Origin of the sequence: Streptomyces graminilatus (assembly GCF_001418565.1) — a bacterium.
Lineage (GTDB): Bacteria > Actinomycetota > Actinomycetes > Streptomycetales > Streptomycetaceae > Streptomyces > Streptomyces graminilatus.
The window spans coordinates 1-14,418 of the sequence record NZ_LIQQ01000027.1 but is presented as its reverse complement, the minus strand read 5'-3'; the positions used below and the strand labels follow the sequence as shown (position 1 = coordinate 14,418).

Below are 14,418 nucleotides of genomic sequence, written 5' to 3'. Positions count from 1 at the left end.
CCATGGCTGACTCCGCCAAGTTCGACTACCGCAAGTGGCGTGGTGAGAAGGAACTCACGGTCGCCGCCTATCGGAAGTACGACTTCCCGGTGACTACCCGCAAGGTCGGCGAACCGGCCACGGCTCAGGCACGTGAAAACTAAGCCGTCGATTGCCGAAGTGCTGAAGCACTTCTACGGCATCGAGGCGAAGGAGCGGGCAGGGTGGCAAAAGATGCTCTGCCCGCTCCACGCCGAAGAGAATCCAAGCGCCTCGGTCAGCACAGAGAAGCAGCGCTGGTCCTGTTTCGTGTGTGATGTCTCCGAGGACTCTTACGACGTAATCCAGCGCGAGGAAGGCATTGGCTTCAGAGAAGCGCAAGAGTTTGCACATACCCGGTTCGGTGGAGGCGGCGAAGACCTACTTCCGCCAGTACGAGGGGAGTCCCGCAGAGGCGTACATGGAGGCCCGCGGCCTGGGCAGCGTCGCGGAGAAGTTCCGAATCGGCTTCGTCGGTTCGGCTCGTACTGGCCATGAGCAGTACACAGGATCGCTGGTCATCCCCTACCTCAGGCCGGCGGGTGGCCCTCATGGCGTCGCCACCCTGCGGTTCCGCTGTATCCGAGACGAGTGCGTGAAGGACGAGGCCGGAAACTACTTGGCCCCGCTCCGCAAGGAAACCCACCACAAGCACGGAAAGTACCTGACGATCGCGGGCGACTTCCCGCGTCTGTTCAACACCCCAGCACTCATCACGCCGAGCCCATACGTGGTGAACACCGAGGGCGAATTCGACGCCATGGCGTGGGCCGTAGCAGACGTCCCGGCCACCGCATACCAAGGAACCTCCGCCTGGCGCCCTTACTTCACTCCCGCCTACCTCGGCTTCAAGACCGTTTACCAGGTCGCCGACGACGACGAGCCCGGCCGTGAAGCCGCAGAGAAGCGCGCCACGGAGCTGGCCCACAACTCGAAGGTCATCATCCTCGGTGACGGCCACGACTCCAATTCATTCATGCACGTCTACGGCCCGGAGGCCATGCGAGAAAGGGTCGGCCTTTGAAGAGCAAGTGGAAGCCTGGCACGAGAGTCCGGGTGAAGGACTCCGTAAAGGACGGGACGGCTGGCCTGACGGGAGCCATCCAAGCCGTGAACAACGCCCGAGCAGAGGAAGCAACCTCTGTCCTTTTGGACGCAGAGGACGGAGACTTCCAGGCCGCTGGCGCCTTCTTCTACGACAACGAATTGGAGGCTCTGTGACTTTCGAGGTCGGCCAAATCGTCACCGTCTCCAACCCCGCCACTCTCTACACCCAGCAATTCCAAGACGCGAGGGCTGTCGTCACGAACGTCGCCGCAATGGAGGCTTTCCCTTACGAGGTCACGTTCAGCAACGGTCAAACTCTCGGATTCGCTGAAGAGGAGCTGTCTCCAGTGCCTACCGAAGGAACCACCAGTGACCCGGTCAACAGCCCGGCTCACTACACCTGGCTCCCCAACGGCCTCGAAGTCATCGACGTCACACAGCACTTCAACTTCAACCTCGGCAACGCACTGAAGTACATCATGCGCGCCGGCCGCAAGGGCGACACCGCAGAGGACTTGCGGAAGGCCGCCCGCTACCTCGAATTCGAACTCACCCGCCTGGAGTCCAACTGAAGCGAATAGTCGTCGTCAGTGACCTGCAAATGCCTTTCGAGGACAAGCGGGCTGTGAAGAACCTCATCCAGTTCATCGGCGAGTACCAGCCCGACGAAGTGATCCAGATCGGTGACTGTGTCGACTACCCGGCCCCCTCACGCTGGTCCGCGGGGACCAGGGCCGAGTTCGCAGGCGGAGTGATCCGGGACTCGCAGTACAGCGTGGACAACTTCGTCCAGCCCGTCAGCGAGGTGTTCGCCGGCCCGAAGAAGATCCTCAAGGGCAATCACGACGAGCGCCCCGAGAAGTACCTCATCAGCAAGGCGCCAGCCCTCGGGCATGAGGACGTGGCCTACAGGATGGAGACCCTGCTTCAGCTCGATGCACACGGCTGGGACCTGGTAGAGCCCTACTACAACTTCGCGCCCGGATGGGTCGCCATCCACGGGCACGAGAGCCCCGGCATGAACCAGGTACCCGGCGCTACGGCTCGACTGAAGGCCGTGAAGGCAGGCACGAGCGTGGTCATGGGCCACACTCACCGGCTGGCCGTCTCGCCCCACACCACGGGCCACAACGGCAAGTTGAAGACCATCTACGGCTTCGAGGTCGGTCACCTCATGGACGTGAAGAAGGCCGGCTACCTCAAGAACGGCCCGGCCAACTGGCAGAGAGGCTTTGGCCTGTTCTACGTCGGCAAGTACAACGCAGTCCCCCACGCGATCCCGGTCGAGGACGACGGCTCGTTCGTGGTCGAGGGACAGCGGTTCGGAGAGATCAAGCGCGGGGCGCGCGGCAAGTTCGCGGCGAAGGGGGCGGCGTGACACAAGAGCTGGACTGGGAACGACTCGGCGAACTGGCGGGCAGGGTCGCACGGGAGATCGCAGGGAAGTGGGCAGTCGTCGAGGCCGACGATGTGAAGCAGGAGATCTTGGTTCACGCCCTGGAAGAGCGACACATCCTCGCGCGGTACCAGCACGACGAAGACCTGATCCGGAAGATTTTCTGGACGGCAGGCAGGCGCTACGCCGCCAAAGAACGGGCCTACCGGGATCTCATGGACGACCAGTACTACTACACGCCCGAAGAAGTCCGGGGAGTCCTGCGGTCGTTCATCTACACCGATGACGAGATCAGTACCCAGATCGGCAAGAAGGACGACCTCACCCGCTGCACCATCACGGACAACATCATGAGCGCCCGCCTGGACGCCTCGAAGTCCCTGAACAAGCTGAACCCGGACTACCGGGAACTGCTCATGCGCCAGTTCGTCTACGGCCTGCCCCCGGCCGACGACGCCGAGAAACGACGCGCCTACCGCGCCGTTGACGCCCTGGCCCTCGCCATGAACCGACAGATCCGCACCGCAAAGGGAGCTGCATGACCGCTTGGAAGACCGAGACCGCGCAGACCGTCTATGAGCGCACCTACCGCCGTGAAAAGCCGAACGGGGAACTGGAGACCTGGCCTGAGACGGTCCGCCGGGTTGTCGACGGGAACCTCAACCTCGTCGATCCCCGCTACATCGAGCCGGGCGAACGTGACCGCCTGGTCGAGCTGATCGAATCCTGGAAGATCCTCCCGGCCGGTCGACACCTCAAGGCCAGCGGAGTCACCGACTTCGCCCTCAACAACTGCTGGGCAGCCGGATGGAATCCGGACGACCCGGCCGAACACTTCACCTTCACTCTGCTCAGGCTCGCCGAGGGCGGAGGAGTGGGCTCGAACTACTCGGCCCGGTACCTGGCGGAGTTTCCGGCCGTGGCCATCCCGGTGAAGGTTCACATCGTGTGCGACACCTGGCACAAGGACTACGAGGAGATGAAGGCCGCGGGCCTGCTCTCCCAGCAGTACGCCGCTGGCTGGGCTGGCGCCTACCCAGTAGAGGACAGTCGGCAGGGCTGGGCCGACGCCTTGGCTGACCTGATCCGTACCGCGCACACCCCGACGACCCGACACGTGGACAGGGTCTTCGACGTGTCCCGAGTCCGGCCGAAGGGTGCTCCTCTGCGGAAGTTCGGCGGTTCGGCCAGCGGGCCGGCGCCCTTCGCCGAGATGTTGATCGAGGTCGGCAAGATCCTCGCCAGTCGGGTGGAGATCGACGATGCTGACCCCGTCGGCCTGGTCCGGCTGATCGGGAGCCCGCTCACAGGCATGGACGCCATGGCGATCGATCACGAGATCGCCCGGTGCATAGTCAGCGGCGGCGTCCGGCGTTCGGCGCGGATGAGCATCATGCACTGGTCGGATCTGCACATCGACGAGTTCATGGCCTGCAAGGCAGACATGACGCGGCACTGGACGACGAACATCTCTGTCGAGGTGGACGACGGCTTCCTCAAGGCGCTCGACTCCGGGCACCAGGGGGCACAACTAGTACTGGACACCCTTGCCCAGGGAGCGGTGAGCAACGGTGAGCCGGGTTTCTGGAACTCCTCGCTGAGCGCCGTTGGCGAGGTCGACGGCGTGTTCACTACCAACCCGTGTGGTGAAGCGCTGTTGCTTCCAGGAGAGCCGTGCTGTCTCGGGTCGGTCAACCTCGGGGCGTTCGTCCTTGAGGACGGCCAGCCCGACTTCGATGCGCTGGACGAGGCCCACCGGCTCATGACTCGGTACCTGTTGCGAGCGACGTTCGCGCCGGTCCACGACCCCAAGTCAGCTGCTGCCATCGCGCGTTACAGGAGAATCGGCGTCGGTCATCTGGGCTTCGCTGACTACCTCGCCAAGCGCGGCATCCGCTACTCGGAGGCTCCCGACGACTGGGAGGTGGAAACCGACCTCGCACTCTGGGCGAGGGTCGTCGACAACGCCGCAGCGGAGTACGCCAGGGAGCTGCGCGTACCGGTCCCGATCAAGAACAAGGTCGTAGCGCCGACCGGCTCAACGTCCAAGGTGGCCGGCGTATCGGGTGAGGGTATCCATGCTCCTTTCGCTGATCACTTCGTTCGTCGTATCCGCTTCTCTCTCGTGGAGCCGGAGGAGAAGAGAAAGGTGGAGGAGTACCGGCACCTGGGCTACACGGTCGAGGACTGCATCTACGCGGCCAACACGGCGGTGGTGAGCATCCCGACGAAGGACCCGCTTGTCGACCAGGTGGAGGACCCATCCGTCATCGAGCACGTGGGCCAGCTCACGCTTGAGCAGATGCTCAGGGTGCAGGCCATGTATCAGCGGTACTGGGCAGACCAAGCGGTGAGTTACACGGCCTCCGTGGACCCGGCGAAGTACACCGCCAAGGATGTGGCCGCCATCCTGCGGGAGTTCATGCCCCGGCTGAAGGGCAGCACGATCTTCCCCGAGCTGAGCCGTGCACAGGCGCCCTACGAGCGGATCACACGCGAGGAGTACGAGCGCCTGGTGGCCGAGCTGGGCCAGGAGTCCACCGATACGTCGTACGACGAAATCTGTGCCAACGGGGCTTGCCCTATCTAGTGGGATTCCTCACTGACTAAAAAGTTGAGTCGGTGAGGCAACTCGGTCAATATCAGAATTGAGGAGAGGAAAGCATTTGAGCTACCCCGACCCATTCGAGGAGAAGTCCCCCTGGGATGAGCCCTCGGAAAACCAGACCTCGACGAAGGAGAACACGCCTATGACCGATGCCACCCCCGGACCTGCCCCTTTCAAGATTGGATTCACCCTCAAGGCCGCGAGTGGCTACGACGCGGAATGGTTGACGCCTTCCGTGTGGGGCCACACCGCCGAAGAGACCGCGAAGCGGGGCGCCGAACTGCTGGGCGCGCTGAAGTCCGAGGGCCTGATCGACCTCAACGCCAAGGCTGCGGAGTACACCCGAGGTCAGTTCAGAGGCGGCGCAGGTAACCCCGGCGGTGGATCGGCACCCAAGAAGTTCCAGGGCGGCAAGGTCCAGCCGAAGAAGCCGGCCGTCGCGGATGACGACTGCCCGCACGGCCGCAACCTCGTCGAGAAGGCGAACTGGGCCGCCCTCTTCTGCAACTCGCAGGACGACAGCGACAAGTGCGAGCCGCTGTGGCGGCAGAAGGACGGGTCCTTCAAGGCCCGCTAACCAGATGCCGCGACGGGGGCCGGAAAAATCCGGCCCCCCTTCCCCTGGAGATTCATGCAGTTCCGCTCTGACATGTACGTCGACCTCATGAAGTCCGATGCAACCGACTTCGATGTGACCGCAGCAGCCCGAGTCTCCACCATCGGCGCTGACGGCCTGGACCTCAACCTCCCCGTGGAACCCCTGATCAACTACCTCATGCGGGACCGGCACGGCAGCCCGTTCGAGCACACCCGCTTCACCTTCTACATTGAGGCACCCATCTTCGTGGCTCGGGAATTCTTCCGCCACAGGGCTGGGTGGAGTTATAACGAGGAAAGCGGCAGGTATAAGGAACTGCAACCAGTCTTCTATATGCCTCACTCAGAAAGACCGCTAGTGCAGGTCGGTAAGCCTGGCGCGTATGAGTATCAGACGGGCACTTACCGACAGTACATGCGAGTCAATGAGTCTCTTAAGACGGCGTATGGGGAGGCGTACGAGCACTACCGGGCCATGCTTGCTGCTGACATCGCCCGTGAAGTTGCCCGAATGGTTCTCCCTGTTGGTATCTACACGTCGTTCTACGCCACGTGTAACGCCAGGAGTCTCATGCACTTCCTGAGCCTGCGTACCAAACGGGATAACGCAAAGGTGCCGAGCTTCCCTCAGCTCGAAATCCAGATGGTTGCCGACCAGATGGAAGCTGCCTTCGAGGCGCAGATGCCGTTCACGGCAGCCGCATTCGACACACACGGAAGGGTTGCCCCCTGATACCCCAGTTCATCATCGAGTCAACGAAATACGGCTGGAACCACGGCGGTCGGTTCCGATTCGCCACGGACGAGCGGAACGTGCGCAACATCCTGAATGGGCTGCTCGGCTGGTACCCGGACGCGGAAATCAAGGTCTACGCACTCGACGGTCTGAGCGACGTCACGCCCCGATTCCTGCTCGGGGAGGGCGAGTGAAGATCCTCGCAGCAGCCGTGACTGTCATAGTCCTGGCTCTTGTCCAGTACGCATGGTTTCAGGCCCCCTGTGGCCTCTGGACATACGCGAAGGCAGGGGAAGCGCCGGCGCGGTGCGTGATGCATCGGTGATGAACCTGCGCCTGGTCCAAGTCATCGGGTGGGACAACGGCGGAGTCGAACTCTTCTGCTTCCTCTGTGATGAGTCATTCGGCCAGGGCGGCTGTGACTGCTGCGACGAAAACGAAGTGCTTTTGCTCGACCTCGTGGACGCAGCCCGAGAACACGTGTGCAAGGAGACAACTGAAAGGTCTTAATGCAGGTCATAACCTACAAGATCAAGCACCAGCCGGTACGGATCAACGTAGCTGAGACCACGTGGGACCTCGATAAATTCATTGACTTCGTCGTCGCCAACCCGATCCTGGGCTACGACACGGAGACAACAGGGCTTGACTGGTGGAACGTCGGCCGCGGCTTCCGCATCCGCCTCGCCCAGTTCGGCAACGCCCGTGAGAGCTGGGTCCTGCCGGTCGAGACCAACCCCGAATTCAAGGCCGCTGCCATCTGGGCCTTGCGCAAGGCCCGCTGTCTCATCGCCCACAACGGCACCTTCGACCAGCACGTCAGCGAACACTGCCTCGGTGTCCCGCTCGAAGAGCTGGCCCCGAAGATGTTCGATACGAAGATCCTCGCTCACCTGGTTGACCCGAGACAGGTCAAAGAACAGGGGCCCGGCCTCAAACTCGAAGAGTTGATCAAGTTCTACATCGATCCCGTTGCGGCCGAAGAGGTCAAGGGCTCGATGACTCAGATAGCCAAGCGGTACAAGGTCAAGAAGGCGGACATCTGGCCGGTGGTCAGGACGTTCGACCACGACTATTTGCTGTACGCCGGAGCCGACCCGATATGGGCCTACCGACTGCTGCACATCCTTCTGCCGAAGGTGCCGGCCCGCTCGAAGGTAAAGGGCCTGATCGGCTGGGAACACAGGCTCGCCCACGTCATGGCGAAGACGGAACGGACGGGCTACCTCGTCGACGAGGCGTATGCAGAAATGCGTATTGCCGAGTTGAAGGCCGAGGAAGAGAAGTGGGTCGAGGTTGCAAGCCAGTGGGTTGAGAACGTCAACTCCGACAAGCAACTGATTGAGGCTTTCCAGGGTTTCGGATTCAAGCTGACGAAGAAGACCCCCAAGGGGAACTTCAGCATGGATGCCGAAGTGTTGGACTCTATCGATCACCCGTTGGCCGAGGCAGTCAAGAAGGCGACGAAGGCCGCTAAGTGGCGGAAGACGTGGTTCGAGGCCGCCATCAACGGAATGGACTCTCTGGGGCGTGTACATGCCTCGGTGAATTCAATGGGGGCTAGGACGGCTCGGATGTCCATTTCGGGAGCCATCGCAGCACAGACGTTCCCGGCTGGGGACGGGTATGTGCGCTCTGCGTTCCTGGCAGAGGAAGACCATGTCTCGGTCTCTATCGACTTCGGCAACATGGAGCTTCGATTCCTCGCGGCCGAGTCGAGAGACCCGGTCATGGTGGATGCGTTCCTGAACGGAAAGGATCTGCACCAGATCACCGCAGATGCGGCCGGGGTACCTCGCAAGGTCGGGAAGATGGGTAACTTCCTGATCGTGTTCGGCGGAGGCTGGAAAGCTCTCGTGGAACAGGCGAAGGTCTCGGAAGAGGTTGCCCGGCGGACCATATCGGCGTTCAACTCCACCTACACCTGGGTGGACAAGCTCTCGAAAAAGCTGATGGCCGAAGCCAGGCGATACGGCTACATCTATACCGTCACCGGCCGTCGGCTTCCGGTAGACCGCAGTCGTTCTTACTCCGCTCTGAACTACTACATCCAGAGCGGGTCTCGGGACATCACTGCCCGAGCTGTGCTGAATCTCGACCGAGCTGGGTTCACTCCCTGGGTGCGGCTCGTGATTCACGACGAGATCGTTTTCTCGTTCCCGAAGGAGCGAGCGGAGGAACTGACAAAGCAGGCCGCCAAGATCATGGAGTTCACAGTCAAGGGCGTACTGGTCCCTGCCGAGGGAGAGATCGGAGAGCGCTCATGGGGCTCCATTCTCGACCTCGAAGACAGCAAGCACTAGGAGACAGATTGCAGCTCACGGAACTGATCGCAGATGCAGAGAAGGCGCTCAAGGAGCACGGAGACATCCCTGTCGTAGTCCCCGATACCGGATGCGGCTGCTGCCGTGGCTACGTCTTCGATCCTGCCGAAACCGAGGTCGAGAAGGGTCAGAAGGCGTGGGACGTTGAGATGCAGGAAATCATCGAGGTGCCTTTCGCCTACGTTGTGCGCTGAGTCCTTGTACGACGACATCGAAGTAACTGAGGACTGTGAATACTGCCAGCTCCAGGATTCCGTGGGGCTGTTCAGCCTGGACGACGTAGAAACCGGCCTGTGTGCCGAATGCGCTGAGAACAACGCCGTGGAGAGGTGCGAGTGAACGACAACCCCGAGGATCTTGAGTCCGTCATGAAGTCCATCGAAAGTGACTTCGCAGTGGCCGAGCTGGAGAAGCGCGCCCTCATAGCGGTCGCCGTAGCCGACGTGGCCGGCACCGTGCTCCGAGCCGCGCTGAACGGCGGCATCCCGTACGAGATGGCGAAGGAGATGGCACAGGACTACTGGGTGTCCGAGATGGCGCCGGCCGTCGAGGTCGTTCACCATGCGGTGGAGGACGAGGAGTGAGTAAGCGCCTCCCCAAGGAGGAGAGGCGTCTTCGTGTGGCCGATGCAGTCTCCCTTGGCGGGGACTGTATCCGGTCCCAGGTGGGGGCGGTCCTGTACGACCGCAGAGGCCGTCTTGTGATGAGCGGCCACAACGGCAGCGTGCCCGACAAGCCCGGATGCCTTGAAGACAATGCCTGCCCTCGCGGACAGCTCTCGTATGCCGAGTTTCCGGCCGGGGGCGACTACTCCAACTGCGTTGCCCTGCATGCCGAAGAGAACCTTCTGATTCATGCGCGGCGCGAGGATCTGGAGGGCGGGACGGTCTATGTCACCCGCGCTCCCTGCTACCGCTGCATGCCTCGTCTTGAGGCTGCTGGAGTGCATCGAGTCGTCTGGCGCACGGCGGCCGGCGCTGTGTCTCGGACCCTGAACTAGCTACCTGAGAAGCCCCTTCGGTGATTGGGCACCGAAGGGGCTTCCGCCCTCGCGGGCGCCGCGAGATTACCAGAAAGACGGAAACGCATTGGTTGCTGGCGGGTCGAACCGGCTCCTAACCCCTGAAGACACAGCCGAAAGGTTGGCCGTATCGAAGCGTACATTATATGCGAAATGGCGTGAGTGGGGGATACCCGCTTTTAAAGTCGGAAAGCATCTCAGATTTCGCGAACGTGACCTTGATCACTGGATCGCCCAACAGGCTTGTAACTAGGCCAAGTTGACCTGTAAAACATCGTGCTGAGGTCGGAGATTGGGCTCCGATCCCAGTCCAGTAAGGGAGTTGAAGCCTCATGGCTTCGATCATCAAGCGCTGTGAGTGCAAGGTCGGCGCGTGGCCGCGCTGCAAGCACTCGTGGGTGGTCCGGTTCCGGGATGCCGGCGGTCACCAGACGGAAGAGAGCTTTCCGCACAACAAGAAGACCGAGGCGAAAGACCTTGCGACGAAGGTCGAGAACGACAAGCGCCTCGGTGTGTACGTCGATCGAAAGCACTCTAAGCGGACCTTTGAGGACTGCTGGAAGGAGTGGTTGGGCTTCGGTCAGCGCGAGGACTCCTCTCTTGCGCAGTACCGGAGCATCTACAAGAACCACTTCGAGGCGATGTTCGGCAGCCGCCGAATCGGCTCCATCACTCCCTCGGACATCACGACGTGGGAGAACGGCCAGAAGGAGCGCGGTTACAAGCCGTACGGCATCGAGGGCCGCAAGGTCGTTCTGAAGTCGTTCCTCAAGTACTGCTACGAGGCGGAGATCGTTCCGAAGTACGCGGGGAAGACCATCGCTGTGAACGGCCGGAACGAGTCGGCCTATCGCCCGGTCGAAGACCACGAGATCCCCACCACGGCTGAGGTCATGGCCATCTACGAGGCCATGCGCCCGGTCTACAAGTCATCGATCTGGATTCAGGCGGGCTGCGGGCTCAGGGTAGGTGAAGCACTGGCTTTCTCGCAGTCGCATCTCACCCGCCGAGGGGGCTGGTACTTCGTTCAGAACCAGCTCACCAACTTCGGAGAGAACGGCGGGGCGAACCGGGGGACCAACGTCAAGAACGAGCCGAAGTGGAGCCGGAAGGGGCGTTGGGTGCCGGTGCCTCCCTCGGTGTCTGACGAGCTGGAGAAGCACAGGGCCTTCTGGGAGCCGTGGGGTGAAGAAGGTTGGTACTACGAGTCCGAGACCTACCAGCACCGTCATCCCTCACGGACGACGTACACGCACCGCTGGAACGACGCTCTCAAGCGCGCCGAGCTGGAGGACTCGGGGTACACGCCGAAGGCTCTCCGTCACTATTTCGCGAGCATGGCGATAGCGGCGGGTGTACCCCTGTACGAGGTGGCGCGGTGGATGGGGCACAGCTCCACGAAGGTCACAGAACAGGTGTACGCGCACCTCGTAGACGGGGCCGATGAACGGATCACAGGGGCCTTCGAAGCGTCGCTTGCGAACGCCTTCCGGAACCGCCTGACGCTGGTCGACGATGACGCAGCCTGATGAGGGTTGCTGACCCCCAATGCTGAGTTTTCGCTGAGTTCAAGGGCCTCTTGCCTGCATCTTCGCAGGTGAGAGGCCCTTTGGTTTTTAACGTCGAGTTCTACACCGGGGTCGGCACCACGCTTCCCATGCCCGTCATGCTCGCGCCCGTCCCCAACGCCATCGACTTCTCCGACAAGAAGGTCCTCATCACCGACGACGTCGCCGACACCGGCAAGACGCTCAAGCTGGTGCACGACTTCTGTCTGGACGCGGTCGCCGAGGTGCGTTCCGCGGTGATCTACGAGAAGACGCAGTCCCTCGTGAAGTGCGAGTACGTGTGGAAGCGGACCGACGAATGGATCAACTTCCCGTGGAGTGTGTTGCCTGTAGTACGTAAGTCAGGCGAGCCGATCACTCCGTCTAAGGAAGCTCTCTGACCTGCTGCTATGCATAGATCCCCGGCCTTGGTAGACCGGGGATCTTCGTTTGCGGTTCCCAGGGCTTGAAGCTGCGACCTCATCCTCCTCAGGTCGATCATGCGTGGCTGATCACCTGCGCCAACCGTCGATACGATCCTGGTGGTCGGTCGTCGGGGGATCGGCGCTGACCGCCGCTGTTCGTGGCTGTTGGTGTCAGCCGGTGATGTCAGACATCAGCGGCCTGCTTGACGTTCCTCGCGACCAGGAGTGCGGCTCCCATGCGTCGGGCCGGTCTTGCACAGCCTACCGGCGCCCGATACAACCATCTGGTGACAAGTGCTTCCAAGCCGAACGTGCGGTGGACCAAGGACACGGCTGGAGCCATCCTGGCCGCCACCACCGGCTTCTTCTTCGCCAACCCGCCGGCTCTTGAAATGACGACGCAGCTGATCCCACGCCACGCACACACGGTCGCGGTGCTCGTCAGCTTCGCGGTGGCGGTCCTTGCTTACTCGGTCGGACTGAGGGCGATGAGGAAGCTCCCATGACGGTTCCCCGTCTCCGCCGCAGCTTCGCCACCCACCTTCACCCACCACGGTACGAACGACCTTGACGCCCTGGGCCTCGTCCGCTCGGCTTTGCCTGGGGCGATGGCGGTCGGGATGGAAGCTCCCAACGCGCGCCACTACAAGACCCGCAGCCCGGTACGGCGCCCCCTCCGCCCCGGAGTGTGCTTCCTCCGGTGCGTAGGGCGGGGCAGCCTGTCACCCCGTCCATGGATGCCCCCTGTCGAGGAGTTCACGCCGCAGCGTTTGATGGAACCGCTCGACCTTGCCTGTCGTGGCCGGCGTCCCCCGGGTGTCGTCGAAACGGGAGAGCCCCTGGCCGAGGCCAGGGGCTCTCCCCTCAGTCCGATCAGTCGAATCAGTCCGAACAGTCCAAGTCCGGACTGTTTCTGGTTCTAGAACGTGCCCAGCTTCACGATCGACAGCAATGCGATCAGTTGGATCGCCGACGCACCCAGCGCCTTCGGCCACAGGAGGTCGTGGGAGCGGCGGATCATGATCGTGAGGAGTACGCCCGCCGCTACCCAGGTTGCCCAGCCCAGGATCTGTACGACCGGTGCGTCGCCGCCCGCGAACATCGCCACGAGGAGGCGGGGGGCGTCCGTGATGGACATGATCAGCATGGAGAGGCCGACCGTCGGCTGCCAGGCGCCGTCGCCGCCGAGCTGGCGGGCGAGGGTGTGGGTGACCACGCCCAGGACGAAGGCGCTCAGGACCATCGCCACGGCCGTCGTCAGCACGATCGGGATCGCGTTGTTGAGGGTGGCCTTTATGGTGTCCTCGCGCGTGTTGTCGAACCCGAAGACGGCGAGCAGGCCGTACACGAACGTGATGACGATGGCCGGCGCCCACACCTGGTAGTCGCGCATCTGGAGAAACGTGCGGTCGGGGGCGGTGACGATGCCCCGCAGCAGTTCCTTCCAGCGCAGGCGCGGACCGGTCGGCGCGGCCGGGGCGGTACCGGCGCGGTAGGTGTCGCCCTGGTTGTACGGGTCGTCGCCCGTCGTGAACGCCTGAGTGTGACCCGGGTTGTTGGCCGCGTACGGGTCCACGGGGACGGCGCCGGCGTTCGGGTGCCCCTGTCCACGGCCCTGCCCCTGGCCCGGCCTGTGTCCGTGGCCGTCGTCGCCGAAGTACTCCGGCTCGCCGTGTCCGCCGCCCGGGGCGCCGTAACCGCCGCCCGCGTTCCCCTGCGGGGGCCACTGCCGTCCGGCGCCGCCGCCCGGGCCGCCGTACGACGGCTGTCCGCCACCGTACGGCTGCTGCTGCGGGGGCGCGGACGGGTAGCCGTACGACGGGGCGCCCTGTGGGGGCTGCTGGCCGTACGGCTGCTGCCGCGGTTGTTGTTGCGGGCGAGCCTGCGGTGCACGGTTGTTGCGGTCGCCGCGTCCGATCCTGAATCCAGCCACGTCATCGAACGTACCTGGTCCCGGAGAGTGACGGGCGAGGCCCGGGCTGTCCGGGCCCCCTTTGCTGCCGACCTGTGACATCCCTTAAGGGGTCCTTCACATCTTCCCGGAGCGGAATCAGGGAAGTCTCCCGTTTTGCGCTGTGCGCTACGGAAAAATTCCGTTCACCAGGCCTTGCGGCACCGATGTCAGGTCGGGCGCCATGCGTGATGTGTACGTCTACGGCTCACAGGAACTCCGAGCTGGAGAATCTCACGGACGGCTTTGCCGCCACGAGGCCGCCGCCCTTCACCCCGGGGTAGACGGCCACCTCGTCCCAGGTCTCGCCCCGGTACGTACGTACCGNNGCCGTCGCCGTCGAAGTCGCCCGTGTCGAGCATCGAGCCGGCGGAGGCGAGGGTACCCGGGGTGGCATCGGGAAGGTCGTAGCGCAGAGACGTTTCCCCTGTCCCGCCCACCGCCGCGTCCAGGCCGCGCCCCCTGCCGAAGCGGCCCAGGGCGACATCGATGCCCTCGGGCAGCACCGCCCCCGTGCGGGTCGGGCCGTCCGGGCCGCCCAGGACGACCGCCGACTTCGCGGTGCCCTCCGCCGTACGGACCACCAGGTCGTCGTATCCGTCATGGTTGACGTCGGCCGCCGGGCCCGTCGGGACGTTGCCGGGGGCGGCGATCGGCGCACCGGCCTGGCTCGGGGTGCCCTTACGGGTGAACGGGCCCCGCAGATAGCTGAGTTGGGCGTCGGACGCGTGGACGACCAGGTCCTGGG

17 protein-coding genes and 2 pseudogenes are annotated in these 14,418 nt (G+C 63.2%); 17 read left to right on the top strand and 2 right to left on the bottom strand.

Features of this window, described 5'->3' with window-relative positions:
• The first annotated feature begins 2 nt into the window (after positions 1-2).
• The 17 genes and pseudogenes from AOK08_RS45455 (at position 3) to AOK08_RS03110 (ending at position 12,225) form a co-directional block, all read left to right on the top strand.
• Positions 3-143: a hypothetical protein gene (locus tag AOK08_RS45455; protein ID WP_157876537.1), complete on the top strand. Its 141-nt coding sequence runs from the start codon at positions 3-5 to the stop codon at positions 141-143.
• On the top strand, positions 133-516 hold the full coding sequence (locus tag AOK08_RS48800; RefSeq protein ID WP_079053789.1) for a CHC2 zinc finger domain-containing protein: 384 nt from the start codon (positions 133-135) through the stop codon (positions 514-516). Before AOK08_RS45455 ends, AOK08_RS48800 begins: the two co-directional genes overlap by 11 nt.
• The gene (locus AOK08_RS03175) at positions 440-1,042 is read left to right on the top strand and encodes a toprim domain-containing protein (protein WP_422125718.1); all 603 of its coding nucleotides are present in this window, start codon (positions 440-442) and stop codon (positions 1,040-1,042) included. The genes AOK08_RS48800 and AOK08_RS03175 overlap by 77 nt, the downstream gene beginning before the upstream one ends.
• Positions 1,043-1,235: 193 nt before the next feature.
• Entirely contained in the window at positions 1,236-1,637 is a 402-nt protein-coding gene (locus AOK08_RS03170; protein WP_198539092.1) for a DUF3310 domain-containing protein, read from the top strand.
• On the top strand, positions 1,607-2,443 hold the full coding sequence (locus tag AOK08_RS03165) for a metallophosphoesterase (RefSeq protein ID WP_338400115.1): 837 nt from the start codon (positions 1,607-1,609) through the stop codon (positions 2,441-2,443). Before AOK08_RS03170 ends, AOK08_RS03165 begins: the two co-directional genes overlap by 31 nt.
• Entirely contained in the window at positions 2,440-3,003 is a 564-nt protein-coding gene (locus tag AOK08_RS03160) for a hypothetical protein (protein ID WP_055523423.1), read from the top strand. Before AOK08_RS03165 ends, AOK08_RS03160 begins: the two co-directional genes overlap by 4 nt.
• The gene (nrdJ, locus tag AOK08_RS03155; RefSeq protein ID WP_055523419.1) at positions 3,000-5,051 is read left to right on the top strand and encodes a ribonucleoside-triphosphate reductase, adenosylcobalamin-dependent; all 2,052 of its coding nucleotides are present in this window, start codon (positions 3,000-3,002) and stop codon (positions 5,049-5,051) included. Before AOK08_RS03160 ends, nrdJ begins: the two co-directional genes overlap by 4 nt.
• 160 nt (positions 5,052-5,211) lie before the next feature.
• On the top strand, positions 5,212-5,646 hold the full coding sequence (locus tag AOK08_RS03150; RefSeq protein WP_241826797.1) for a hypothetical protein: 435 nt from the start codon (positions 5,212-5,214) through the stop codon (positions 5,644-5,646).
• Positions 5,647-5,700: 54 nt separating this feature from the next.
• The gene (gene thyX, locus AOK08_RS03145) at positions 5,701-6,399 is read left to right on the top strand and encodes an FAD-dependent thymidylate synthase (protein WP_055523416.1); all 699 of its coding nucleotides are present in this window, start codon (positions 5,701-5,703) and stop codon (positions 6,397-6,399) included.
• A 512-nt stretch (positions 6,400-6,911) separates the two neighbouring features.
• Positions 6,912-8,705 (top strand): DNA polymerase, encoded by a 1,794-nt coding sequence (locus tag AOK08_RS03135; RefSeq protein WP_055523413.1) that lies wholly within the window; start codon positions 6,912-6,914, stop codon positions 8,703-8,705.
• A gap of 8 nt (positions 8,706-8,713) precedes the next feature.
• Positions 8,714-8,920 (top strand): hypothetical protein, encoded by a 207-nt coding sequence (locus AOK08_RS03130; RefSeq protein WP_055523411.1) that lies wholly within the window; start codon positions 8,714-8,716, stop codon positions 8,918-8,920.
• A 141-nt stretch (positions 8,921-9,061) separates the two neighbouring features.
• Entirely contained in the window at positions 9,062-9,310 is a 249-nt protein-coding gene (locus AOK08_RS03125) for a hypothetical protein (protein ID WP_055523410.1), read from the top strand.
• Positions 9,307-9,726, top strand: coding sequence for a cytidine/deoxycytidylate deaminase family protein (locus AOK08_RS42630; RefSeq protein WP_079053787.1), 420 nt, complete (start codon positions 9,307-9,309; stop codon positions 9,724-9,726). The genes AOK08_RS03125 and AOK08_RS42630 overlap by 4 nt, the downstream gene beginning before the upstream one ends.
• An 88-nt stretch (positions 9,727-9,814) precedes the next feature.
• Complete coding sequence (locus AOK08_RS42625; protein WP_079053786.1) at positions 9,815-10,000, top strand: helix-turn-helix domain-containing protein; 186 nt, start codon at positions 9,815-9,817, stop codon at positions 9,998-10,000.
• Positions 10,001-10,079: 79 nt separating this feature from the next.
• On the top strand, positions 10,080-11,276 hold the full coding sequence (locus AOK08_RS03120; protein WP_055523408.1) for a tyrosine-type recombinase/integrase: 1,197 nt from the start codon (positions 10,080-10,082) through the stop codon (positions 11,274-11,276).
• Between the two features lie 89 nt (positions 11,277-11,365).
• A pseudogene (locus AOK08_RS03115) lies at positions 11,366-11,695 on the top strand (phosphoribosyltransferase); the annotation flags it as partial.
• Positions 11,696-12,006: 311 nt separating this feature from the next.
• The gene (locus AOK08_RS03110) at positions 12,007-12,225 is read left to right on the top strand and encodes a hypothetical protein (protein WP_157876536.1); all 219 of its coding nucleotides are present in this window, start codon (positions 12,007-12,009) and stop codon (positions 12,223-12,225) included.
• A 413-nt stretch (positions 12,226-12,638) separates the two neighbouring features.
• On the opposite strand, the gene AOK08_RS03105 is transcribed toward AOK08_RS03110, so the two are convergent.
• The gene (locus tag AOK08_RS03105) at positions 12,639-13,733 is read right to left on the bottom strand and encodes a Yip1 family protein (protein ID WP_055523404.1); all 1,095 of its coding nucleotides are present in this window, start codon (positions 13,731-13,733) and stop codon (positions 12,639-12,641) included.
• Between the two features lie 266 nt (positions 13,734-13,999).
• Positions 14,000-14,418 (bottom strand): annotated as a pseudogene (locus tag AOK08_RS03100) (FG-GAP repeat domain-containing protein); the annotation flags it as partial.

What these genes read in the sequence shown, in the direction of transcription:
- AOK08_RS45455 (WP_157876537.1), top strand. Translation starts at nt 3, where the DNA reads ATGGCTGACTCCGCCAAGTTCGACTACCGCAAGTGGCGTGGTGAGAAG.
- AOK08_RS03175 (WP_422125718.1), top strand. Translation starts at nt 440, where the DNA reads ATGGAGGCCCGCGGCCTGGGCAGCGTCGCGGAGAAGTTCCGAATCGGC.
- nrdJ (WP_055523419.1), top strand. Translation starts at nt 3,000, where the DNA reads ATGACCGCTTGGAAGACCGAGACCGCGCAGACCGTCTATGAGCGCACC.
- AOK08_RS03150 (WP_241826797.1), top strand. Translation starts at nt 5,212, where the DNA reads ATGACCGATGCCACCCCCGGACCTGCCCCTTTCAAGATTGGATTCACC.
- thyX (WP_055523416.1), top strand. Translation starts at nt 5,701, where the DNA reads ATGCAGTTCCGCTCTGACATGTACGTCGACCTCATGAAGTCCGATGCA.
- AOK08_RS03135 (WP_055523413.1), top strand. Translation starts at nt 6,912, where the DNA reads ATGCAGGTCATAACCTACAAGATCAAGCACCAGCCGGTACGGATCAAC.
- AOK08_RS03120 (WP_055523408.1), top strand. Translation starts at nt 10,080, where the DNA reads ATGGCTTCGATCATCAAGCGCTGTGAGTGCAAGGTCGGCGCGTGGCCG.
- AOK08_RS03105 (WP_055523404.1), bottom strand. Translation starts at nt 13,733, where the DNA reads ATGTCACAGGTCGGCAGCAAAGGGGGCCCGGACAGCCCGGGCCTCGCC.